The organism is Cyclobacterium lianum, assembly GCF_900143075.1.
Lineage (GTDB): Bacteria > Bacteroidota > Bacteroidia > Cytophagales > Cyclobacteriaceae > Cyclobacterium > Cyclobacterium lianum.
The window spans coordinates 38,305-62,832 of record NZ_FRCY01000012.1; the positions used below are offsets into that span (position 1 = coordinate 38,305).

Below are 24,528 nucleotides of genomic sequence, written 5' to 3' on the forward strand. Positions count from 1 at the left end.
TTAATGCTATTGCAGGAAAATCGCCCGCGGCCGCTCCGGGGATTTATCCATCAAGTTTTCTCCATTTGCTGCGGTTCCGATCGAGATGGTCTGTATTTTCAAGCCATTGGCAAATGAAAGGTCTACCTGTCCTGTATCGCTATACCTTGTCAAGGCCTCCCGCAAGAGGTTGATCTCGATCTCCTGAAACACAGGAACACTGGTGCATTCTTTCTCCGAAGAAACGTACATTTCACTGGTGAAGAGCCCTGATCTTACCAATTCCCTAGTAAGAGAATGTGGCTGGAAGTCTCTTTCCCCGGCTCCGTACAAGGTGGTATTGCTTCGGCTTCCATTTTCACTCACTTCTACCTTAACAGCCATATCCACGCCTTCCTGATCGCTTCCTTCCACGATCAGACGACCGTTCCGTCCTGTATTTTCATTATTATCCAGGTCCAGCAAAACCCAGTATTCGGTTTTTCGAGGGCTAAAGAGACCATTTGTTCCCAGTAGCAGCTTCAGGTAGCCCCTTTCGGCAAGCTGGTCAAACACCATCGTTTTGTAGAGGTCAACGGAATTATCAGCAGAAGCAAAGCGTTCCGTTCCTTCGTCCATTAGGGAAACAATGCGGCTTCGAGTGCCATCTAAGGGGAAAAATAGGTCTGCATAACGGGTGCGCACTATATCACACTGATCCTCAACGAGGGTTCTACTGTTGGCTGTACTCCCGGCACCGGACATAAGATTTCCAAAATCGTCAAAATCGACAAAGCCGCTGTTGCAAGCCACCCCATCATCACCATTGGCGTGGCACAGTCCAAGGACATGTCCGATCTCGTGGGCCAATATCCTCTCGGTATTTCGCTGCATCTCCTGGTGGGAGGAAGGAAAGAATTCAAGGTCCCCAATAAACAAAAAAGGCCGGGTACCGGAATTGGCAAAAGCAATCCCGTTGATCGGGCTGGCGGAGCCATCGGCATTTACAAATTCACGAACAGCGATGGCGGCTATACCCGTAGGCTGCATATTCCAGTGGTTGTCGCAAAGGATGGCCAAATCCTCCATTTCCTGCGTTAGCGAGGTGTTGTGTACCACAACGTCACCTGCTGCCCCGACGGATAGGTCGGGGTCATTGAAGAGCCCGTAATTAGAAGTGGGGCCGAAAACGGTTCCCAGCAGGATCTTACACTGTGTCCAGTTACAGAGTCCTGCACGCAGATGCCGGTTTAGCAATACTTCATCAATGCTATCCTCGCAAAGGAGCGAAGGGTCGTCAATAGAAGGGGCGCCATTCAGTGCGTTCCATTTCATTTCCAGCGTTCTGAAAGGAATATCGTCGGCTAGAATGGATGGTAGCTGTAAATCGTCAGAACAGTGCGGGCAACCTGGTGGAGGGGGGTCGCAGGCGGAGATGAGCAGGACGGTCAGGGCACAGATCCAAAACCTGATTAACGGATAGGTGTTTGGTGTCATTGCTTGTATAATTTCAAATTGAAATTCAAATCATTCGCAATCGTATTATAGTTGTCATGCTCAACTATCCCCTGCAAGTGAAATCTTGCCTCTCAAATAATATATAGTTTTGGCGGTGGTCTATTTCACCGTTTCATCCGATAAAATAATTTCTTAATTTAATGATATATTGAATAGGAATAAAGATTTTTATTTGAAAATACAGTATTAAACTGCTTTTAATCAGAGAGTTTGGGTTTTGTATGCCTGGTTTTAATAGATTTTCGGTTTAAATGTGAATAACTCCAAGCAGACCGGTATGCCGGACAGCGGGTCAGAGAACCGTCCGGAAATCCAATAAAACAAGATGGATAGGGTGTAGAAAGCGATTAATGGTGGGTGTTCTTTTATCCGGAGAAACTGTCATGCACCTCTGAAACAGTCGCTACCATTGAGATGGTAAAGGATGACAGAACTAATTGATTTTGGTAAACCTTGTCCATTCACCTGTTCAGGTATTGAGCAAGAATAGAAAAAATACACACAGCCTGTATTTTTTTTACGCTGCTTTTTTAGAGAAATGCATACTATACCATTTTGTATAGGGTCCACTGGTAATCCCATGGGTCAGAGTAGAGCTAAAAACGATCAATGAAGGAATAGTCCAGTAAATCGGGTCATCGAGATGCTTATGCGCCAGCAGGGCATAGAGAATTGCAGCAACTCCAATGGGCCCAAACCAGCCTGCAAACCAAAAGTCAGCAGTTCGATTTAGGTTTTTGATCCCGCGTCGCGCAATGAGATAGGCAGGGATCCTGCGGGCAAGTAAAATAACAATAGGTATCACTACTGCGCTCCATCCGAGGGCCAGCCAATCATGCCAGGGAAGAACCAGGCCAAAAATAAAGAAGACGGGAATGGTAAAAAGACGCTCTACAGCCTCCTGGACACGTTCTTCTTCTAATTCATGACTCTCATCCAAGACTTTGTTCAATCCGAGTCCGGCTGCAAAGACCCCTATTATCCCATTGGCATTAACCAACTCCAACCCAGCCAGAACAAAGAATGCCAGAGCCACCGAAAACATCAGAAAAGCTTTTGCAGTCAACAGCTTTCGTTTGTACGAAAACTTAAGCAGATTGCCCGCTCCAACGCCCACCAGCGCACCAATCACTATGGCTCCTATGCTCTCCCATAACAGGGTATTAAACAGCCATTCAGTCCAGGCAGATCCGGAGGATTGTTGAAAAAGTAAAATCGGAAGCATGACAAAGGGCATTGCCAACCCGTCGTTTGCGCCTGACTCCATAGAAAGGGAATGCCGGATGGACCCAGGTATTCGTTCCCTGGCAACAGGTCCGGAAACAATAGACGTGGCAATAACCGGGTCGGTCGGGGCGATAATGGCCCCCAGGAGTATAGCGCATAGAACTGGGATTTCAAGGAAGACCCAAAAGGAAACCGCGGCAAAAACAGTCATTAAAGCCAACACGAGAGAGAGTACAACGGACATGGATTTCCAGTTTTGTTTTAGATAATTCTTAGGTAGGCGCAGAGCAGTCGCCATCAAAGCCATTGCAATGGAAGCTTCGCTAACAAGATGCAAAACCAGAAATCGATCGTTCCATTGGGATGGCTCTGAAAAATCTGACAATAAAAAACTGCCCATAATTCCGAAGATCATTGCAAGAAGGGGTTCCGATACCGGACCTTGCTGTATCTTTTTTTCAAAGAAAGAAAACAAAACAATTAATCCTGCGATAAGAAAAGCAGAAAGATGAAATAAGGGCATGGGAATGTATTTATTTTAGCCGAATGTTCTAATCGGAGCAGAAATTAGGCCTGTTTTTGGTTTTTAACGAATCTATTGCTAAAACCTGCATCTAGTCGGGATTTCTTTTCGGGTTGGTTTCAGGACTTTTAAATTTTTTATCTGCTATCAGTGACTGGTACAAGTCATCATTTGCGAGTAGCAAATTAGGAAATCAAGTTTTTGCTAATTGAAAAAGACTCATTTCCAATTAAACCTTTTTTCACACCCACTGTCTCTGCGCGTGGCCTTCCCCTCCAAGGGATCGAGGGGCGAGGGTGGGGTAAATATCACTTCACCTTTTTCTAAAAGAGAGTAATTATTTTGGAAATTGAAAGGGGCAGGGTGGGTGTAGGCTTTTGATTGTCCTGCACGGTTAAAATTAATTCAAAATAGCCCCCAAATGGCCCCTCTTTTAAAAATAAAATCCCTAGCCTACTATATTTTAAGTAGTTATGGTTTCGCTCAGCAGAGGAGGAGAGGACCGACCGTTAAAAAAAAGCTCCTGTGGAGCTTTTTAGGGAGGGGCCAGCTTGCTGGGCCGGTCCCGACGACTAGGAATGAAAAAGCCAGGCAAAATGCCTGGCTTTTGAATGCAGAGGAGGAGGGATTCGAACCTAACAATACTATTTTACCAAAAGGTATCATAAATGCCATATATACATATATATGGACATATTATATCTTGGTTAAAGATAAGTTTTGAACACATTTAATCATCTTTTTCGCCCCTGAATTCGCCCCTGAATTTTTTTATTCGTAAATTTAGCTATCATTATTTAAAATCAGGCGATGGAAGCATCATTGAGATATGAGTTAAGACGGGATTTGGAAAACAAAAGAGGGGAACAACCGCTCACCTTATTGATCCACCTGGCGAGCCAAAGGAAAAAAGTCGGTACAGGAATTAATTTGATCCCGGAACTTTGGTCAGGGGAGCGTCAGCAAATTTTAAACCTAACCAGAAGGCTTAAAATCCAACTCCAAAAAAAATATGGAGACAACCTCCCAAACAAGCATACCCTAATCCAGTACCAGGATGACCTTATTGAATTGAAAAACAAAGTCCGAAAATTAGAGGAGGGTTATAGGTCCAGGGGCATAGCCTATAGTGTAGAAATGCTGGTGGAAGGAATAAGGGATTCAAAAAAGCATCTCACCAAAAAGGAAGACCCCTCCAATCTCATTTATGATTTTGTAGACCGCTACATTCAGGAACACGAACTCACCAGGGTCAAGGGTAGTCTGGTGGTGTATAAATCCCTTAAAAAGCACTTAAAAAATTATGAGGCCAAAACCAGGAGCAAAATCCGGTTCGATAAAATCGATTACAACTTTATGCAGGCCTTTCAAAACCATTTGATTGGCTGGGAAGAGGTACATGAGACTACCGGCACGGTAAAAACCTTGAATAACATTACCATCGCCAAGCAACTGAGTACCCTTAAAACTTTCCTTGGCTATGCCAAACGGCAGGGCATCAAGGTCAATGATGGGTATAAGGAGTTTTCCATAAAGAAGGACAAGCTCGAAGTAATCGCCTTGACTCAGGGTGAATTGGACCTACTTTTTAATTTTAACCTGAGCTCCAACAAGCGTTTAGACCAGGTGCGTGATGTTTTCTGCTTTAGTTGTGCGACAGGTTTCAGGTTTTCGGACCTGCAGCAACTAAAACGAGAACATATCAAAGAAATGGAAATCCGGTTGACCATCCGAAAAACCAAGGAACCTGCCATTGTCCCTTTGAACCAGTATTCCAAAACCATCCTGGAAAAATACAAGGACCTGGCAAGCCCCATTCCGATGATCTCCAATCAGAAGTTCAACAAATACGTCAAGGAGCTCTGCAAGCTGGCGGGAATCGATGATCCCATAGAAATAATCCGGTACAAGGGTGCCACCAAGCAATCTACCATCTACAAAAAACACGAAATTATTAGTGCCCACACCGGCCGGAAAACCTTTGCCACCCTATCCCTGGAAAAGGGAATCCCTGCAGAGACGGTAATGAAGATTACCGGCCATGCCGATTACAAGAGCTTTCAACGTTATGTGAAGGTGACGGAAGAAAGAAAAAGAAACGAAATGCAGAAAGCCTGGGGAGCCCCGGTATGAAAAATTTAACATTGAGCCATGAAAAAGTTCGATCCAAAAAGGCCCCTTTGGCTGTACAAGCTCCGGGAGTACCTGCTGCTTTTTGACGGAAGTTCTGAAGAAGAAAGGATGCTGGCTTACCGGTACGGTTGGCATATTTTTTCCAGTAACCGACAACACTTTGAGGATTTTGCCCATTTCATCCGGCGGAGAAAATGGTTTATTTACTTGTCCTTAATCTATCCCATTATACTTACTTTTCTTAGCCTTTTGCTAGCCGTTTCGGTTTTGACGATTGACGTTACATTAAAATTACCCATGGCCCTGATTTTTTCAGGGATTACGGCGGGGATTATTTATAATCTGATTGGCAATACCCTTAAGAACATTCGGGAGACAGGTATTTTTCTAAAGTATGTAGATCCTACGGAGAAATTGGCCAATTTCCGGGAATTTGAAACCCTGGATTTTCTTGACAGGGAGGCTGCACTACTTTTCTATGAAAATATGCGGGCAAAGCGAGATTATGCCGTGATCGAAACCTCAGAAAACAAACTGGATAAAACGGAGAAATCACTGGCCATCGATTTTTTGTTGGGTGGACCGGGGACATTAAATGAACTGATCAACAAACTCTGCCTGGATCCAAATTGCAGTTTGTCGAAGGAAGGTGTTTACCGGGTGTTGGGAGAAATCCTGACAGCTTCTCCGGATAACATCAAAAAGGATATCACTAAAAAGGTAAGCGAAATCAGATATGGAGCAAATCTTTCACCCAAAAGGATCGATCAGCTTAGAAATGTCAAAGCAATATTCAATCAGGCAAAATTGGGGTCGAAGGCCAGTGAAATCGACAGACTTATTGACACCATGGAAAGTCCAAGGGTTGGATTGAAAAATGGGGTGGAATACCATTAACGGAAATAGTCAGAAAAATCTAAATTCCTTTAAAATCGTTATATTTGAAAAGACTTAAATATTGATAAGGATGGAAACAATTGCCGCCAGAAAATACGCGATTATAGAGAAGGTAATGCACTTGAATGAAGAAGAACTCACTGAATTAGAAACTTCTTTGATTAAGTTCAAGGAAGGTCCTATCAGCGTTGAGCAATACAACCGGGAAATGGATGAGTCTGAAGCCGAAATGGATCGGGGCGAATTCTACAGCCAGGATGAAGTAGAGAAAATGGCTAAAAAATGGTAGCGGATGATCCTATAGAAAATCTTCCTGAACATCCGCCTAAAGTTTCCTGGTCCAAAAGTGCCTATATTGCTTTTCAAAAAGCCTGCGAAAAAATTAAAGAAAGCTCACCGGTGAATGCGGAGAAGGTGAAAGCAACCATTTTTTTAATGACCCGGCAATTGCCGGATCACCCGGAAAAATATCCCTTGGACAGGTTTAAAAAAGACAACCCAGGGAATTACCGGGCTTTTGAAAAATACTCCTATCGGGTAGCTTACCGGCATACGGATAGCGAAATCAAAATCCTCCGGGTAAGGCATGTAAAACAAGAACCTAGGTCTTACTAAACTAACCCTACCAAGCTTCTGGTACAAAATTAAAGTTAGCAGAATCCTCATAAAAGCCCATTGGAAGCCGTTTGCGGCAAGCAATATCATTTTTCACGTTGGCTTTTTTCTCCTTTGAAAATCCGCAAAAGTTTAAATCCAATCTGGCTTTCTATTGATCGCCAATCTGTCAATTTCCTTTCGCTATTTTTTTTCATTAAAATCCCTCCATTCCAGCCATTAATGAAGCTTTTTGGAAACTTGGGGTACTACCCCAGCTAACTACCCCTGCCAAGTTCTGACCATATTCGGCCAACAAACCAAACAAAAAGCCGATTATGAACGACTTGATCTTTTCACCAATTGACAAAAGGCAACTCATCCAGGAGATTGCCGAAGAAGTGGCCTCAAGGATAATTCCCGAACTGCAGCCACCGGTACAGGAAGACGAACTGATACAGATCCCAGAAGCCATGCGGCTGCTGGGACGATCCCGCACTACCATCAATAACTGGCGCAGGGAAGGTTTCCTCAAAGAGCAGGTGATCAACACCAGGGTATATTTCAAAAAGTCGGATATACTCAATGCCGGTTACCAGAAAAACGGCCGGAAAAAATAAAAGCGGATCATGCCCGATCCGCTTGAAATAATGTCATTAGGAAATGGTATCCCTCTTTGAATGAGTCAAATATACCATTTCTGTGTGGATTTACCAACCCAAACCTACAGAATAATGGACGAGGAAAACCCTATCAGGAAGATAGATGAGAAATCTTCCAGCCCTACCATTCGGATGATCAGGTTCCTGATGTCAAAATACGACTTTAAGAATAACCTGGTACTAAACGAAGTCTTTGCCAGAGAAAAAGAAGGGAACAGCTACAGCCCGGTCAATCCCAATACCCTTTACATAGAATGCCGACAGGCCGGATACCGCACCTCGGTAGGCGAAATCAATACCTTTCTGTGTTCGGACTTTATTCCCAAAACCAACCCTTTTGTGGAGTATTTTAGACATGTCCGGAACAAATGGGATGACACCCTCCATGGAGACTATATCCAAAAATTCAGCGGCTATATCCAGGTACTTGGTCAGCAGCGCTTTGAGTTGCAGTTCAAAAAATGGCTGGTCCGCTGCGTGGCCTGTTGCCTACGGGATGACTTCTTCAATAAGCAGGCACTGATCTTTGTGCAGGAGCAGCAGAACAGCGGCAAGACAACCCTGACCCGTTTCCTGATCCCGGATCAATTGATGGCCTACCATGCCGAAAACATTTCGGTGGACAAGGACAGCCTGATCGCCTTAAGTCAGAATTTCGGGGTGATCCAGGATGAGCTTTCCACGCTTTCCAGAACTGAGATCAATGCACAGAAAACCTTGATGAGTAAATCTTATGTCAAAGTCAGGCACCCCTATGACAAAAAACCCAAAATGGAACCCAGGCGGGCATCTATTTGGGGATCCACTAATAAGGCCGAGTTCCTGACCGATGTGACTGGAAGTGTCCGCTGGCTCTGCTTTACGGTAAGGGCGATCAACTGGGATTATAAACGTGACATTGATATCGACCGGGTTTGGGCCCAGGCCTATCAGTTGTATCAGTCGGATTTCAAATACGAGATGACAGCGGGTGAAATTCAGGAAAATGAACTGATGAACAATCAGTACAAAACCATTTCCCCTGAAGTGGAACTGGTGCAGAAGTTCTTTTCCCCGGGTACCAAGGACAATCATGACAAATTTATGACGGCCACTGAGATTTGTCACCAACTGACCTTGAACCTTTCCGGAAACCTAAGGATCAGCCCGGTAGAAATCGGCAAGGCCCTGAAACTGCTCGGCCACATCCAGACCCAAGTGCGGAGAAGCGAAGCCCAAACCTTCCCCGAAAAGGGATATTACATTAAACAAAATCAACCTACTACTTACTACAAATAAGGCTTAAAAAAGTGAAAATCAAATCATTAGCATGTAGTAAGATAGAATAAATAAAGTTACTACAACCTACTACAAAAAGGATTTTTGTAGTAAGATGCTTTTTGATTTTCAACAGTTATAAATAACTGAATACCAAATAAATAACAACAAAATGTAGTAAGGTAGTAGGTGTAGTAGGTGGTTTTTTCAAAAAATTAAACTTCAAGACCATGAATGCCAAAGAAGCCAATAAGATATCCATAGTAACTTATCTCGATCAAATGGGAATAAAACCAAGCAAGGTAAAAGCAGGCTACTGTTTTTACTACTCCCCCTACAGGGAGGAAAAGACGCCTTCATTTAAAGTCCACCCCATCAAGAATCTCTGGGTGGATTTCGGAGATGGGAATGCAGGAGGTACGCTCATAGACCTGGTACTAAAAATGAATCCGGTCTTTACCATATCTGAAGCCATCCAGGAAATCGCCACCATAAGCGGGCCCTCTTTTTTTCTTCACCCGCCAATTCTTTCCAATGCGAAGCCTTCCGAAAAGGAACCACCTGGGATTACCATCTTTAAAACCAAGCCTCTTGGAAACAATCGTGCAATTACGGATTACCTGCACTCCAGGGGCATATCATTGGAGACGGCAAGCGACTTCTGCCGGGAGGTATATTACCGAATTGGGAACAAAAGGTATTTCGGGATTGGTAACGCAAATGAAAACGGCTGGTCCATACGGAACAAATACTGGAAGGGTTGCACCGCCCAGGGCTTTTCCCTTTACAGGAACAATGCGGCCCAACTTAGCCTGTTCGAAGGAATATTCGATATGTTGAGTTTTGCCGAGATGAAAAAGGGAGATCAATACAGGCAGGATTTTATGGTACTCAACTCCCTGGCCAATGTAAAACAAGCCCTTCCCGAAATCCGAAAGTACTCCCAAATAGATTTGTTTCTGGACCGGGACAAAGCTGGAAAAGGTGCTACGGAAGAATTAATGCAATCCCTATCGCAATGCCGGGATCAGTCAAAACTCTTCTCTCCCTACAAAGATTTGAATGAGTATTGGATGAGTAGCGAAAAACTTGGTGTAAAAAGATAATGGTCTGCTTGCAGGTGAAAATTTGGTTAGTGGATAGAAATCCAATTTCAACTATTTATGTATACCGAAATTCATATATACGCATAAAATTTGGTCTGTATGTCCCCATATATGGATGCCAAAAAATGGCAAATTTAATTTTAAAATTTTCCTATATGCGCATATAAAGGTATCAAAATACAGGAATACTATACTTTCATATTCAAATATCCGTTAAATAAATTACATATATTTGCTTTTATTTAGATATAAATTTATATTAGTTGGTAAAAATAGGATTATTCATTTAATCTACTATAGTAAAACCGTTCTTATTTACATCCCTGTAGGATGAAAGAACGTCCAAAAACGCACTTTGAATTAACCCTAAAACCCGCTGTGCGCGGTCCTTGCAAGTTGTGTCTTTGTCCGACAAAAAACCTCCCGGTTTTTATCAGCCAAAAACGAACTTGCCCCTCCTTTTCCCATACGGATTTGTGGGGGAGGAGGGGAGGAAAATCCTCGCAACTCGGATTTAAAAATGAAAATTATGAGAAGAGCAACCCAAAATGATCGGGAGAAAGTGGTAACCATACTGCTGGAAGCATTCAAAAAAAACAAGAGCGTCAACTACATTGCAGGGAAGCAAGAGAAAAAGATCCGCTATTTGATGGAGTATTCCTTTGACAATTGCATGGATACCGGAGAGGTATTTATTTCCGATGATGGCGAAGCTTGCGCCATGATCCAGTTTCAGGATCGGAAAAAGTTCTCCTGGAAAAGCACCTATCTGGATATACAGTTGATACTTAAAACCATCGGCCTGGGCAACATCCCCAAGGCCTTGGCCAGGGAATCTTTTATCAAAAAGCATTACCCCAGCGAACCATTTACCTACCTCTGGTTTATTGGTGTAAATCCGGAGCGGCAAGGGAACGGCTTTGGGACAGCAGTTCTGAAGCATGTATTGGATTACTCCAGGACGCTCGACCGGCCGGTCTACCTCGAAACCTCTACCGAGCGAAACCTGCCCTGGTACCAAAAACACGGCATGGAGATTTATACCGTTTCAGAGCGGTTTGGGTTTCCGTTCTATTTTCTAAAAACTGCCTGAACGCCATGACCGTTCTCAATACTGAAATACATATTGTAACCCTTCTGTTTGTAATTCTGGAAACGTTAATGTTTTCCCACCAACTGGTCTTTTACCTGCAAAAGCCCAAAGAGAAAAAGAGAAAATATTACCTGATCCTGCTATTCTTACTGATCATTTACAATCTTGCCGGGGGCCTCTTTCCCGACGAAAACCTACCCCTGTCGGTTGTGTTTCAATACATCCTGGCCTATGGGGCCGGTTTTTCCATGGGTGCCTATTTTCCTTATTATTTTTACCAGTCCTACAACATTACCCATCTTAAATTTCATGCCAAATATGGCGTGCTGATCTTCCTAATTTTGCCCTTTATCATTTTCTTCTGCATACTCTATCCACTTGGGTTGGATTTGATGACGGTCATCTATGTGGGAATGATTATTCCGTTTGCCTATGCGTTCTACATGGTATATAACATCCTTTGGGGCATTCGGCAGCGATACAAAAACAGAAAAGCCTCTTTCGATGCCATTTTATCCTACATTGCCGTAGCACCCTGGGCACTGATGCCCTTATTGGCCTACTTGCAGGTAACCCAACTTACTGAGGTGCTCTTTACCAACGGAGGATTCCTGATCATCACCTTTCTTTTTTTTCGGAACATGATTGAGGAAAACCGCAAGGATCTGGAAACACTGGACCTGATCCAAACCAAAAATGAAGAAGAAATTTTCGCCATCCGGTGTAAGAATTTGGGACTTACCAAAAGGGAAACGGAGATCTGCCAATTGGTCAGGGATGGCTACATTTACAAAGAAATCGGCGATACGCTGAATATCTCCGAAAGGACCGTCAACAAGCACATACAGAATATTTTCAAAAAGGCTGGAAGTAATAATAAGCTTGACCTGTTGAATAAGATTAGCAGAAGGGTGAAGTCGGCGTGACAAAATGAATGATTAAATTACTCCGGACCGCCTTACAATCGTTAGACAAAGTAAAATTACCAGAGGGTCGACGACAAACACCACCGCTCGGTTACGCATCTTTATTTATAAAATATCGTTAACTTTGTACTGTGAAGGAAAAAATCAACATAGCCAAAGTCTTCCCCAAACATCTATTTTGGGACATGGACCGTAGTGCGCTTGACTTTGAAAGGGACAAGGATATTATTATTCCACGTGCACTCTTTGCAACTACACCGGAAACTTTTGATACAGATATTGCTATTCTGGAAAACCTATATACCAGAAAACAGATCCTAAAACATCTCAAGACCACAAAAGAAAGGATAAGCAATGAGGTCTGCAGGCTGGTTGCCAACAGATATGATGTGGATATTTTCTTTCGTTTTAAACAATGAAAGCTGTTGACCCTTTATTGGTTTCAACAATCAAAGAACTTCAGCAACTCCCATCCCTTAACAGCTTTATGCTGGCTGGTGGTACCAATCTGGCACTTTTGTACAATCATAGGGTCTCTTATGATATAGATTTTGTATCAAACAACATTATCGGGAAAGACGGGTTTGAAAGAATCATAACAGAGGTAGCTGGCCTATATGGTTCAAAAAATATTATAGTAAACCGGATCAACCTGGAATTGGATGGACAGTTCATTTTTTTAAGACTATTTATTACCAAATCAGAAACTATCATAAAAATAGAATTGCTTCAAAACATCCAATACCTAACCGAACCTGATGAATTTGATGGAATGAGAATTTTATCCAAACAGGACATCGGACTGCTAAAGTTGATGAGTGCCTCCAACCGTTTCGCCAAAAAGGATATTTATGATCTGGATTACATTACCGATGAAATCCCTCTTGGAGAACTATTCAGTTTACTTCAAATAAAATCAGAGAAGTACAATAAACCGCAACACCGGAATATATTTGACCTGGACAATGAAATCAGCCCACTAACCAGGCCTGAGCTATTATTGGAATTTGACAAAAGGAAATATTCAAAAAACAAGCCCTTCCATTCCAACGACAGAATTGATCTCATTGATGGGAGCAAGTCCTGGCAAGAAGCCAGGATCAGTTGGAGGTTTAAAGTGCGGAAATTGTTCCAAGACTTGGGATTGGAATTCCCGTCTTCCAGAGGATAGTGATTCAATCTTAAAAACAGCCTTTTTTATTCGTTAAGAGAATTTTAACGATTTTGTAGAGCGAATTTTTGGACCCCTCGGTTTCAAAATAATCTTTCTTCTAAGTTATCTTTCCAAATGACAAATCCTTTTCTTTCGTCCGTATAGTCATGGAAGATTCGGCTGAAATTTTCTGGTTGCTTTTCCAGAAACATTTGTCTGCCTTTGTTTCGGATAATAGTTAGATCCTTGTCAATTGTTCGTAGCTTTTGTGGGAGCAGTTGCCTGTTTTTCGCAACATGCCAGATGTAAGTAGCTTCTTCGGAGTCCAGTGTTTCTAAAACAACATGATATTGTTCTGTGCCGGAAAGAAGGAACACGAATGAGAATGGATTTAAGACAAACCTGAGTTTTAATGTAGTGCCGTCATGCCTGGATGCCAGATATCGTAGGTGCCTGTAATGCCTCACTTTCTCATTTTTCAAAAGATCACTTAACAATTGTTCTTCTGAATCATAGAATGGTTTACCATTTTGTCCTTCCTGTATCTTGTCGAGCCCGAGTAAGTTTTCTTCCATACCTGGAACATATTGCTTACCGAGAATTCCCTGTTCAATAAATCGGAATTTTACGCTTTCAATGATCTCCCGGTTGATACTTTCCAGACCAGTCGAACTAGCTTTTTGTGAAACCAACTCGTTATTTTCAAACTCCGCAAAAACTTCAGCTTCCACGTATTTTGACTTTAATATTTTGGAGAAATATGGCTTCAAAACATCAAACTCAGGCCTCACCTCTTCATTTTCTATTTCAAACTCCACTTCCGTCTTGATCTCAGAAACTCGATAGCGGAAAGCAATTGCACCATAACGAAAATCCAATTGGTCAATAAGTACCTTGATTTTTTTATCAACTGTAAATGTTTGCCCGAAGGGGGGCTCGGCAATCGCTGTGTCATCAAATAATGTTGCCTGCCGATTAAGCTGTCGGTAATAGGTATTCCTTTTCAGAAATAACCGGTTCAGGTATTCAATTTTATGATCTCTGTAATCATAAATAACCGGGCTGATTTCAGATCGCTGAACACGACCAATATATTGAATCAGTTTACCTTTAAAAGAGAAGGGATAAACAAGGAAAAGGCAGGAGGCATTTTGCAAGTCGGTTCCCTCTCCGAAAAACTGTCCGGTTGTGATTAGTGCCTGGTAATTTCCACTGTTGAGTATTTGCCATTTTGCATTACGGTTGCTTTCCGAGTCTTTCCCAGAAAGTGTCACCACTTCAAAAGACTGTTTCAGTAACTGATAAAGCGCATCAATATGCTCTTTTCTTTCTGTAATGATAACAGCCTTTTTCCCATTATTCAATTCAGTGCTAATGTCCCCAAGTATCAACTTGTTTCTGGCAGAATCGTGAACCAATACCTTTGATAGGTTTTCAAACGGATCTGTTTTTGGATTGAAGGGAATATCTAAAGCCGTTTCCCTTACGATTATTTTTGCCTGCTTGTATTTTTCAATTTCCTGCGGTCTAATGTCTGCAATGATGTCGCCCAAATGGGTAAAAATTATTTTGCCATCATTTCCTTTCCGAAAAGGAGTTGCCGTTAACCCATATTGGTAGTAAGACGGAAAGTTTGAAATGGTATTTCGGAATGTTTCTGCTGGGATATGGTGGCATTCATCAACGATAATAATCCCGAAAGACAGGGCAAATTCATCTGTTTCCTGTTTGTCAAGATACTTACCCAAACTCTGGATCATTGCTACCGTAATCGCTTTTCCGGTTTTGGCATTTCCTTGTCCTATCCTACCAATCTCGTTTTTCGGTATGCCCAGAAAACCCTGAATCCGTTCAACCCATTGTTCCAGCAACTGTTTACGATGCACCACGATCAGAGCAGGTTGCTGTTTTTCAGCAATTATCTTCAACCCGATTACTGTTTTTCCGGAACCTGGAGGTGCGGTAATGACACCAAATTCTTTGCGGGAGGTAACTTCAATTGCGGATTTCTGGTGTGACTTTAGACTGAAATTTGTTGTGAATAAAACAGGATCCTGCTTCTTCCGTTCATCCTGAAATTCGAAATCAATGTTTTGCTGTTTGCAGTACCGGATCAATCTACCTATAAATCCTCTCGGAAGAATTATCTCATGCGTTGTTTCCTCTACAAACCGGAAATACCGCTCGGTTCCCCATGTGTTTCTGCCACTTTTCTTTTTAATGAAATATTCCGAATTGGCAAAATTTAATTCCTCTTTTAGAAAATTGATCAGTTTGGGTGTCATACCTGACCGATTAAGGTGAATTAAATTGTTGAGTTGTATATGCAGCTTACCTGAATTGACGTTGTTTGGAACCTGATCGTTCTTCGGTTGGAGTGGATGAAAGATCGTATCAAGATGAGATAAAGACACCCTCTTGATCGACGACAAAAATCCCCATTGATCCTGATAGGGGTTCAATTGTTCATCAACAAAACAACTGTTGCCTTCTTTCATTGTCGGTTTATATAGTGGTAATGCAATTAGATTACCCAACCTTTCTCCTGTCAGGAAATCCTGATTGGGGAAAAGTCTGTCAAAGCTGGAGCTTTTGTCAAATACAGAGAAGATACCTGCCTGTTCCAAAAGAGAGATTAAAATCTTACGACTTTTAATGGCAGGATAGGGCTCTTCGAAAAATATCCAGACGTGACCTCCTTTACCGGAACGGGATCGTTCCAGATAAGCCGGAATAGCATGTTCTTTGCAAATATTGAGAAATTCACGGCATTCCTCTGCCCATTTCTCTTTATCAAAATCTGCAGCAATGAACCAGGATGTATTGTTCTGTAGCAATGGATAAATGCCGATTAATTGTTTCCCATTGAAATGCTTTAGAAGTTGCTGATCAGTAAGTGGACGGTAGGTTTTGTCTTTATAGTCTTTGAAGGATCCCCCCTTCATTTTATGGAGCCTATACATGTAAGGGTCGTATTGATATGCAGGCATGTATCCGCTTTTAATCCTTCCACCAGCGGATTGGGCAGCTTTTTCCCAACGTATGGCAAAGACATCTTCCCTACCTTTGAAGAGGCTTTTGAACAGATTCAGTTTTTCATTTTCTGAATATTGGTTCATCTGTTTCGTTATTTATTTTGTTGGTACCGGGAATGTTATTGAATCCATTTCGAAATTATTTGACCAAAAGTTCTGTTTAAGTGCCAAATAACCACCTTATATCTGTCAATTAACCGCCTTCCTTTAACGCTTTGTTAGTATGCCACGACTTATGTTGGATGTGTGAACCTTGGATTGTGAATATAGGTCAAAAAGTTGACTGTTTCAACGAGTGAAATGGGCTTGCGCACGACGGTCGTTATCCGAAACAAAGTAAGTGGAAAGCCAGTCCCGCCGCTCCGGGGCTTTGCCGGGAGAGTTCAGAACGTTTAATAAAACCTGTATTTTTTTTAGTGAGGAGCCAGGCTGAAAGGAAGGGGACCGCCTGAAGCCTCAGGAAATACTATAACCCAGACAGTGGTGCCTGTACTGAGGAACTTACCGACTTTTTTTACCATTGGGATCTATGCAAAAAATTAGTTTGCATCTCACAGGGGCTTGGGCCTTGGAAGTGGCGAATCAATAAATTTGGGATGATTTTGAGAATGTTCAATCACTGTACTAACAAATTCATCACTAAATGAATAATTTTTCAATAATATTTCAGAATCAGAATCTAAGAGAAAAACACTATAGCCGTCCAATTTGGAAACAGTAGGATTAGCTTTCCGGAAAGCATCTTGGGAATCATATAATAGCGGATATTTAAAAAACAACCCCTTATCTCCGATGCCGTAACTAGCAGGATCAATATTATCCCCCCGGACATAAATCATAAAAGTGTATGGACTATGGCTACCAATCTTATCTATAGCCTTACCTATTTCTTTTAATTGAGCCATAAAATTAGGGTCATCACCATCAACTACAGTAACGATCTTATATCTGTTTTCTATATTCAATTCAGAAACGTCAATAACTTCACCAAATAATACCACTTCTATACTGTCTAAAACTAAGTTGATACTTCCTTGGTCAAAACAGTAATTTCTTGGTAAATGCAGTATAAACGCTAAGCAGGTTAACATTACATATGGATACAGTTTCATAGATTTTTACATGTTCAATTCTGGTTCAGACATTTCGGGTAAAATTGGACACCTTTACTGAAATATTTTGATTAAAGTGTCTTGAATGGTGAATATAGGTCAAAAAATTCACTATTCCAACGGGTGAAAGTCCCTATGTCCAGGAGTTCCCGATGAATTTCAGGACAGGCTGTTACCCCAAGCAAAGCAAGTGGCAAAGCCCGTCCCGCCAAAGCGGGGCTGGTTTGCAGTGAGGCATGCAGTGAAGTAACCTATCCTATGGTGTATGTACTGATGTACAGGCCCGAACACAGGAGTGTGAAGAGGGTGCATGTAATGCCATATACTGAGGCCATGAGGTCGCATGGGGTGCCACATCACACCTAACTGCATTGCTGATACCTCACTGGAAGCAGGCTCATTTTTAGGAATACCAAAAGTAAAATCAACAGGGCTGTTGCCGGGACAGCAAGGAAGTTGATGAACTTTTGTGCCCTAATTCCATTTTGGAATGCCCTTTCCAAGGCTGAAAATAAAAGTAGCCCAATTTATCAACCCGGTGTATAGGCAATGTGGTCACTTACACCAAAAGCCTCGGGTCTGAATATTAGCAAAGTCTAATTCGATAACTCAAAAAGCATAAAAGTAAATAGAAGTAGCAAAAAAGCCAAGAAGGTATATTTTTTTGGACCCTTTTTGGTCGTCTTTCACTGAGACGTAGACCGTGTGGGTTTTGCCATTTTAGTCTGCTTCTTTCAGTTTGGCAACGTTGAACTTGACGTAGGTTTCGCCTTCGTATTCTAAGGTATGGTTTTGAAGACGGTCTAATATTAAGCCTCCCAATTCAAAAGTTTATGGACATCAAAAAAGATCACCAATCTGGAGTTGAGAATTTCCTTTCTCTTTCATATTCAGCGTATCTATATTCTGCTTCGATCCTTTTCTTCAAAAAACCCTTAATGGGAATCATTGATAAAGTAGGATCAGACTTATTAACCAAATCCAAAATATTCCCCCATCGCTTGGCATTAAGCTCACCAAAATTAACGTCCCCCATGACAACCCCGACATTCCCGACCCAATCAATTGATTTAAACATCTCCAAATCAGAATTGATTGATAGAAAATCTAAAAATGCGATTTCAAACTTGTCTTTAAAACAACTCCTAATTGTTTGAAAATAGACTTGGATTTTCTTCGAATCCCTGCTGTGCCTTCGAATTTCATTTTGAACAAAGTCATATGCCTTCTCGATTGATTCTTGATTCAAATCCTGAAATAGAATAGAATGTGCATGATAGCTATAACCTAGGTATCTGTCATTCTCAGCGAAAAAATCGCTTACCTCTGATATAAATTCATCAACTCCTTCATATTTCCAAACAAACCCAAAGCTAATATCCTTTCCACCTCTCCCATTTCTTTCAATCTCTTCTAATTGATGTACAAAATCCATAAGAAATTCAGGATAGGATTTAAAAATTGCCTCAATCCCCTTACCCTTATAGTCAAATATTTGAAAATGGTTTATTCGAAACTGTTGAAAATAAGACTTCCTTATCAATTCATAATCTGAATCGAATAAATCTAGATTTTTTTCAAAGACATCACCCTCAAAGGCAATTACTAGACCTATGTCATCATTTTTCTTAGATATTTTTGTCAAAGCTGTTTTTGAGAAACCCTTATCAATCAAATTGAATCGAGAAAAGTCCTCGACATATAAATAGATATATCTATCAATACTATCAATCAAATGAAGCAAACAATCACAATAGAACTTGTCAATAAAATCAGTTGGAAGATGTCTAAAAAAACTAACCTTCCAAAAAGGACTACTTTCATTTTTCCATCTATCAAGCTCAGCCCAAATCTTCAGACACCAACTAGGTGAGCTTCTTACAATCACACTTATGGCTCTATGCGGAAACTGAAGCCCTTTTGGAAATTCTTCTAAAATTCTTCTAAATAAAAGAAATCCCAATTCATTATTTTTCCTAAAATTATCTTCAATGATAATATTTATTGATTGTCCAGCGGGAAAGTAATCCCTCTCCTTAACAGTTTGAAGATTTTCTATAGCAGTAAAAAGTTTAGGGAATTCGGACTCATTATCAAACAAGAAATAGTTCTTCAATTCCTCAGATTTAAGAGTCCCATATTCTTCCCAGTTTTCGAACTCAAATTCTTCTTTGTCTCGTAATTTATCCCAATCCAATTTTCGATAGTATAAATAATCCTCTGTTAAGAATTTTTCTTTTAGTTCCCTATATGATCTGTTGGTAATCCTTTCCTCCCTATCAAAGCGATATATCATCTCTTGCACACAATGCGCATACTTGAAAGTCTTTGGCGAAAAGTTTTCAGAAATAAACGGAACTAACAAACCTAAATCAAAGTCTAATACTTCGGGGTTTAATTCATGATAACTAGGTTTAAAATCCTTTATAACCCCGTAGACCTCCTCCGGGTAATTCTCAAAGCATTCAAAAAGCTTTTCCCAAATTAAAGTTCTCAATTCCTTAGTCACACTATACAACGGCAGCGGGTATTCATAAAATGAAATTGAGTGATTTCTTCCTCCTTCGGATACTTGAAAAGACTGTTGCAAAAAGAATTTTGAAAGGGTAAAAAAAGCAGCCATATAATGGGGATTTCCACTATGGGCATTATCAATAAGAATTTGTATAAAGTCCACCTGGCGTTTAAAACCATACTTTTCGTCACTATGTGCGAAATTTAAGGTTTCTTTAATGCGCCGAATATATTCCGGAAGATGCTCAGGCTTCTTTTTAATATATTCAAAACCTAAAAGAACAGCGGTATCAAACCAGCTGGTAATATGACGGAAGAATCTCGAAATAAAATCTAACGTCTTCTCTTTTTCAAAAACAAAATCATTAATCTCATATTTGGTCCTATAAACCGAAGAATAAGGTTCTGGTAATTCTGTGATTTTAGTGTAAAAATAAGTCAATGCATCTTCTGGTAAATAAAACCAAAACAAGTCGAGAAAATCGAGAGCTGCATCTTCATCTCCTGATTTTTGCTGAAAATAATTATTTAAATCTTGATGTATTTTTTTGAAAACATTCTCATAACCAAATGAATTATTCGCCGGAATGATTGAATCCTTGAATCTGGATTTCATAAGAGGATAAAAATTATTTATCAGGATATCAAATGATAAAATCTGATCCTTAATAAAAACCTTATAAAAAAAATAGGTTGCCATTACTTGTTCAGAAATGCGAACCCGATTGAACTGAACCTCAATTAACTCTCGTTTATGTAACTCTTCAACCGCCTCATTGAAATCGTAGTAACCAACTTCAAAATGCCTTGAAATTGACTCTAAAAGACTCTTATCATTGCGATTAATTGAGAAGAAAAAAGAAATTATCCCTAGTACCTTTAGAACGTTTTTATCATTAAACAAATCAAAATCAGACATAAAAGTCCCAAAGTAGGAGTCAAATAAATCCGAAACATCCCCGATCAAAAATTCCTCTTGCTTTTTGTTTGCTAGTCTGGAGGCCATTACAGCCAATCGGGCATTTCCATCACTTATTCCGACTATCCTCTTTTGGTATTCTGGATTAAGAATTTTAAATGAGTCACTTGATATAATCTGAATTATCTCCTCATCAGAAAATTTCTTTAAATCCATGACCTCTTTTTCGAGATCAGAGGTTAAATTTTTAATGTCATCGAGTGCATAATTTCTAACTGTGATAAGGATTTTTATTTTTCCTTTCCTTTCTTCTTTAAATAAGCCCAAAATTTGAGTCAAATTCGAAAGCTGTCTATTTGCATCATCAATGAGTAAAATATAATCCCTATCAACTTGGAGCTGAATTTTTAAATCGTCAAGAATGTCCACTCCTTTTTTAGCAATTGCAAAAGAAAAGTAAGAAGGATTAAGCTCGGTGAATTCCTGAATTACTTTTATCCCAATTTTGGTTTTCCCAATTCCCGGAGCTCCTGATATTATTAGTAAATCAGTTCTCTCCAAAAACCCAAGCTGCTCTTGAAGTTCCTTTTCTCGATTAAGAAACTCATTATCCAAGGGGGTAGATAATTGGTGAGCCTTATTATTGTACTCAGAAATAAACTTATCAAACGGTAAAATTTGCCCAGTTTCAATCGAAATACCCAAAAATTCTCTAGATAGTAGGAGATATTTTGATTGAATTTCAATAGCTAAAGTATCAATTCCAATTAGATCAATTCTCTTCACTACTTGTTGAGCAAAATCTTGGATTTCCGCTTCTTCCTCCAAAGTCAATCGAGAATTGAAGCAGACGATAATTTGATCCAATTTTTCAGCGTCTACTCCTGTTTTTTCCTCATCTAGGCATTTTTCGATATCTGCTTTAATTTTTGAAACTTTCGATTCTGCTTGCGTTGTGTACTCAATGCAGGCAAGTTTATTATCATCAAGTCTCACAAAACTATCAGGCGTACCTATTTTCGTTTTTTGCTTACCGACCTGGCTTCCAGTCCTATTGAAGCTGCGTATTCCTTCCTCCCGTAACATTAAATATGCGTCACAAAGGTTTTGAAATCCTGCTGGGTCTATGGCAATTAATTTTTGTTCGATAAGTTGAAGTCTTCCTGTCATAGTCAAATTATTCAAGATTATTTCAAATTAAGGATATGATTTAAAAAAACAAGCAGGATTTGAATTTGAAATGCATTTTAGCGCAATAATAGTTTTCATCCGACGAACCCGTTAAATTCCTGTAGGAATCATGGATTGGATTTTTTATTGGTCTGTTTTGGGCCGGTAGCTTTATTGGATTTCCTCCAACCACTTTCCCAGCCTATCCAGCACCGGTGAGCGTGCTCCATCCTTTTGCGTGTCCGTTCCTCCCGGCGGAGCCCTTCCTTCCTCATTTTCCTTTCGAAGGCATAGAGCACCCGTATCTCCTCCAGGACATGGTCGGCCTGCTTTGCGTGCATCGAAAAACTTGCGTCTGGCATGGGCCATGCAAAAGGTTAAATGGATGTCGGGATGGTCCCCAAAAAGGGAATCATATACCTAATAACCGTCCGTCTGGATGATCCCATGAAATCGGCAAGCATTTCCCTGGGGCCTGATCGGTCCCGGCCTTTTCTGTAATCGAAAAACACCAGCCTGTCCGCGGGGGCGTGGTACTGCCACATGTATCCATGGTGGATGCCCTTTGCCAGGTCCCTGTCCAGGAACTTTATCGGCGTTTTGTCATCCTGGTGGTACTTCTGGCCAGCGACGATCAGGAGGATCTCAAAGAGCGGGATGAACTGCTCCTAGCCCTGCATTATCCAGTCCGAGGCGCTTTGGGCGGGAACCCTTATCCCCATCTTGCCGTATTTGTCGATCTGCCTGTGCAGGGGCATGCCGTAGACATACTTGTCGACAACCAGTTGAGCGACCACGGATTCCGAGAGGAAGCCCTTTTCGATTACGGGGTAGGGAAGGGCAAGAAAGGGGGTGCCCCTTCCTCGGTGTTAAATTTTGGGTCCAGTTGTAAAAGGTGGTGCGGACCATGCCAACCCAATCTGCAAAGTCAGATTTGCTCTTGCCGGAAGACAACCATTCCCGATACAGATCCCTCCTTTTTTGTTCGATCTGACTTTTCATACCGCAAGATTAACCACAATCTGCCAACTGTGAAAGATGGGGTTTATCGGACGGATACTATTGTCCGGATAGCTTCGCACAATTCCGTTACCAGAAATGCACGTATCCTATTGATGGAACACAAGGTTTAATCGTTCTTTGCACGTTAGTACAATTATCTAAACGACTTGTCGCACTTCGGTGGTTTGAGAGCGTCAACCTGGGTATTAAAAATTTGCAATTACAGAAAGGAAATGACGGTATAGCCAGATAAGTGTCCTGAGCAACTTGCAGGTGAATTAATTATTGGAGCATTTTTTTAGAATAAAATATTGAATTAATTATATTTACAGAATAATTATAGAGCCGTCAATGGTAGCCATTTGGCTCAGTTCGGGCTACTCATTAGAGGCCGGGCGTTTTCGCTCTGGTTTTCACGGTTGTACTGATCAAATTTTCAAAACGTGAATGTCATCACCCAACGACCTGGACCAGATTCGTATATCCTGATCGAACCCCTTATGGTTTCAAGGATTGCCAGCTTCCGATGGATCACTATTTTCAGGGTTTTTCCGCCAGCTCCCCCAAAGCGGTCCGGGCCCTCTCAATCTTCATCTTAAAAGTCTTTTACTTCCGAAGACCAACCGCCCGGATTTATGAATCGACATACAGGACTTTTTGTTCACCCTATTTGGGACATGCCTCTTCCGGAATTCCTACCCTTTATTTGAAAAAAGCCGATTTCAGTCCTGAATTTTACGCAGGCCACCCTCGAAACGGTAAAAGCCCTCTGCCTTGGATGCCGGTAAATAACTCGAATCTGGTCCTTCGAGCACTTCCAAGTCACCCCTAACCGAATTAGGAGGCCGTCCTGCCATCTCAAACTTAACCTACTTGGCCAGAAATTTATTTGTTGTATGCCACTTTTTAGTTATTGTTTCTTGACAAATTTGACACCGATAACATAATGGTGGGGTATCTTTCAGTATTTGACTTGACATATTGGGGTCAATTTCTATCTCTCCACAAAATCGGAATACATTATATTTTTCATCGTACCAACCCGAGCCAAGTAAAATGAGAGGGATAAATTCTTCTTCCTTAAACGCAACTAATTTGAATGGGCGTGTAAAGTATAAAAACATCAGTTTATCCGAATCTTTTGTTGAAAGTCCTCTGAGTTTAAAAGGAATTCTGCCCATTTTAAGAAAGCCAGGAACCTCAAGTTGCATGGTTTTTGTAGAATCATTACCAGAAGGAAAGAATCCAAAACTAAACCTTTCAGCGTGGGAAATGGCTTGGGTTTTAGGGTCAATAACTCCACCCTCGTCTATTATTTTTTGCCTATGAGATTCTGGAATATCAGTCAAAAGACTTTTATTCGATACCGTAGCAAGGTCTGAAGACTTAATTTCTTTTCCTTTTAAAAACTCCTTTTTGGTAAACACTATATCATATCGCTCGTTGAGCATTTCTGTTATATCAAAGCTGAAAACCTCATAGCCAGAAGCACCGAGTAAGCTAATTATGTCGTCGAGTTCGACATTATTTTTTTTAATCTGTTGGCCATAAGCAGTGCAACACAAGACTAATATACAAGAGATGATTATAATTTTTTTCATTATTTTTTTAGTTCTATTTGTCTTTCAGCCCCTTCATTGCCTAAGTGTGGATTGTCCTCCAATGGCCCATAAAGTGATTCAGCGAGGAGGCAGCGGGCATTCTGAGCCATCATTTGAAAACTAAACTG

General features: G+C 41.0%; 21 protein-coding genes. 13 read left to right on the forward strand and 8 right to left on the reverse strand.

The window, feature by feature from the left end; translation table 11 throughout:
- Positions 1–6: 6 nt before the first annotated feature.
- Positions 7–1,455 carry a zinc metalloprotease gene (locus BUB19_RS17260; protein ID WP_073096084.1) on the reverse strand — a complete coding sequence of 483 codons (1,449 nt, stop codon included), beginning with the start codon at positions 1,453–1,455 and terminating at the stop codon, positions 7–9.
- 538 nt (positions 1,456–1,993) lie between these two features.
- Positions 1,994–3,226 (reverse strand): cation:proton antiporter domain-containing protein, encoded by a 1,233-nt coding sequence (locus BUB19_RS17265; RefSeq protein WP_073096085.1) that lies wholly within the window; start codon positions 3,224–3,226, stop codon positions 1,994–1,996.
- Positions 3,227–3,647: 421 nt separating this feature from the next.
- Between BUB19_RS17265 and BUB19_RS17270 the strand changes: the two genes are divergently transcribed.
- The 12 genes from BUB19_RS17270 to BUB19_RS17325 all read left to right on the forward strand — a co-directional run bounded on the left by BUB19_RS17270 (position 3,648) and on the right by BUB19_RS17325 (position 13,065).
- Entirely contained in the window at positions 3,648–3,950 is a 303-nt protein-coding gene (locus BUB19_RS17270; RefSeq protein ID WP_073096087.1) for a hypothetical protein, read from the forward strand.
- Between the two features lie 86 nt (positions 3,951–4,036).
- Positions 4,037–5,359 carry a site-specific integrase gene (locus BUB19_RS17275; RefSeq protein ID WP_073096089.1) on the forward strand — a complete coding sequence of 441 codons (1,323 nt, stop codon included), beginning with the start codon at positions 4,037–4,039 and terminating at the stop codon, positions 5,357–5,359.
- An 18-nt stretch (positions 5,360–5,377) separates the two neighbouring features.
- A complete protein-coding gene (locus BUB19_RS17280; protein WP_073096091.1) occupies positions 5,378–6,256 on the forward strand; it encodes a hypothetical protein in 879 nt (292 codons plus the stop codon).
- 70 nt (positions 6,257–6,326) lie between these two features.
- Positions 6,327–6,545, forward strand: coding sequence for a hypothetical protein (locus BUB19_RS17285; RefSeq protein ID WP_073096092.1), 219 nt, complete (start codon positions 6,327–6,329; stop codon positions 6,543–6,545).
- Positions 6,539–6,871, forward strand: coding sequence for a type II toxin-antitoxin system RelE/ParE family toxin (locus BUB19_RS17290; RefSeq protein ID WP_073096094.1), 333 nt, complete (start codon positions 6,539–6,541; stop codon positions 6,869–6,871). Before BUB19_RS17285 ends, BUB19_RS17290 begins: the two co-directional genes overlap by 7 nt.
- 317 nt (positions 6,872–7,188) lie before the next feature.
- Positions 7,189–7,470: a helix-turn-helix domain-containing protein gene (locus tag BUB19_RS17295; protein ID WP_073096096.1), complete on the forward strand. Its 282-nt coding sequence runs from the start codon at positions 7,189–7,191 to the stop codon at positions 7,468–7,470.
- A gap of 114 nt (positions 7,471–7,584) precedes the next feature.
- The gene (locus tag BUB19_RS17300) at positions 7,585–8,790 is read left to right on the forward strand and encodes a VapE domain-containing protein (protein ID WP_073096098.1); all 1,206 of its coding nucleotides are present in this window, start codon (positions 7,585–7,587) and stop codon (positions 8,788–8,790) included.
- A 209-nt stretch (positions 8,791–8,999) separates the two neighbouring features.
- On the forward strand, positions 9,000–9,875 hold the full coding sequence (locus BUB19_RS17305; RefSeq protein WP_073096100.1) for a toprim domain-containing protein: 876 nt from the start codon (positions 9,000–9,002) through the stop codon (positions 9,873–9,875).
- Positions 9,876–10,404: 529 nt separating this feature from the next.
- Positions 10,405–10,968: a GNAT family N-acetyltransferase gene (locus BUB19_RS17310; protein WP_073096257.1), complete on the forward strand. Its 564-nt coding sequence runs from the start codon at positions 10,405–10,407 to the stop codon at positions 10,966–10,968.
- Positions 10,969–10,973: 5 nt separating this feature from the next.
- Entirely contained in the window at positions 10,974–11,894 is a 921-nt protein-coding gene (locus BUB19_RS17315; protein ID WP_073096102.1) for a helix-turn-helix transcriptional regulator, read from the forward strand.
- Positions 11,895–12,025: 131 nt separating this feature from the next.
- A complete protein-coding gene (locus BUB19_RS17320) occupies positions 12,026–12,313 on the forward strand; it encodes a DUF6922 domain-containing protein (protein ID WP_073096104.1) in 288 nt (95 codons plus the stop codon).
- Positions 12,310–13,065, forward strand: coding sequence for a nucleotidyl transferase AbiEii/AbiGii toxin family protein (locus tag BUB19_RS17325; protein WP_143156079.1), 756 nt, complete (start codon positions 12,310–12,312; stop codon positions 13,063–13,065). Before BUB19_RS17320 ends, BUB19_RS17325 begins: the two co-directional genes overlap by 4 nt.
- A gap of 83 nt (positions 13,066–13,148) precedes the next feature.
- Here the strand turns inward: BUB19_RS17325 and BUB19_RS17330 are convergent, their stop codons facing one another.
- The 5 genes from BUB19_RS17330 to BUB19_RS24555 form a co-directional block, all read right to left on the reverse strand.
- Complete coding sequence (locus tag BUB19_RS17330; protein WP_073096106.1) at positions 13,149–16,166, reverse strand: DEAD/DEAH box helicase; 3,018 nt, start codon at positions 16,164–16,166, stop codon at positions 13,149–13,151.
- Positions 16,167–16,633: 467 nt separating this feature from the next.
- Entirely contained in the window at positions 16,634–17,194 is a 561-nt protein-coding gene (locus BUB19_RS17335; RefSeq protein WP_073096108.1) for a hypothetical protein, read from the reverse strand.
- A gap of 850 nt (positions 17,195–18,044) precedes the next feature.
- On the reverse strand, positions 18,045–21,797 hold the full coding sequence (locus BUB19_RS17340; RefSeq protein ID WP_073096110.1) for an NACHT domain-containing protein: 3,753 nt from the start codon (positions 21,795–21,797) through the stop codon (positions 18,045–18,047).
- A 128-nt stretch (positions 21,798–21,925) separates the two neighbouring features.
- Positions 21,926–22,159 (reverse strand): hypothetical protein, encoded by a 234-nt coding sequence (locus BUB19_RS17345; protein WP_245802894.1) that lies wholly within the window; start codon positions 22,157–22,159, stop codon positions 21,926–21,928.
- 15 nt (positions 22,160–22,174) lie between these two features.
- Positions 22,175–22,441: an IS66 family transposase gene (locus BUB19_RS24555; protein WP_449390453.1), complete on the reverse strand. Its 267-nt coding sequence runs from the start codon at positions 22,439–22,441 to the stop codon at positions 22,175–22,177.
- On the opposite strand from BUB19_RS24555, the gene BUB19_RS24840 reads away from it, so the two are divergent.
- Positions 22,328–22,930 (forward strand): hypothetical protein, encoded by a 603-nt coding sequence (locus BUB19_RS24840; protein WP_449390452.1) that lies wholly within the window; start codon positions 22,328–22,330, stop codon positions 22,928–22,930. The two genes, BUB19_RS24555 and BUB19_RS24840, sit on opposite strands and share 114 nt — an antisense overlap.
- Before the next feature lie 738 nt (positions 22,931–23,668).
- Here BUB19_RS24840 and BUB19_RS17365 read toward each other — a convergent pair.
- On the reverse strand, positions 23,669–24,400 hold the full coding sequence (locus BUB19_RS17365) for a DUF5041 domain-containing protein (protein WP_073096116.1): 732 nt from the start codon (positions 24,398–24,400) through the stop codon (positions 23,669–23,671).
- Positions 24,401–24,528: the final 128 nt, after the last annotated feature.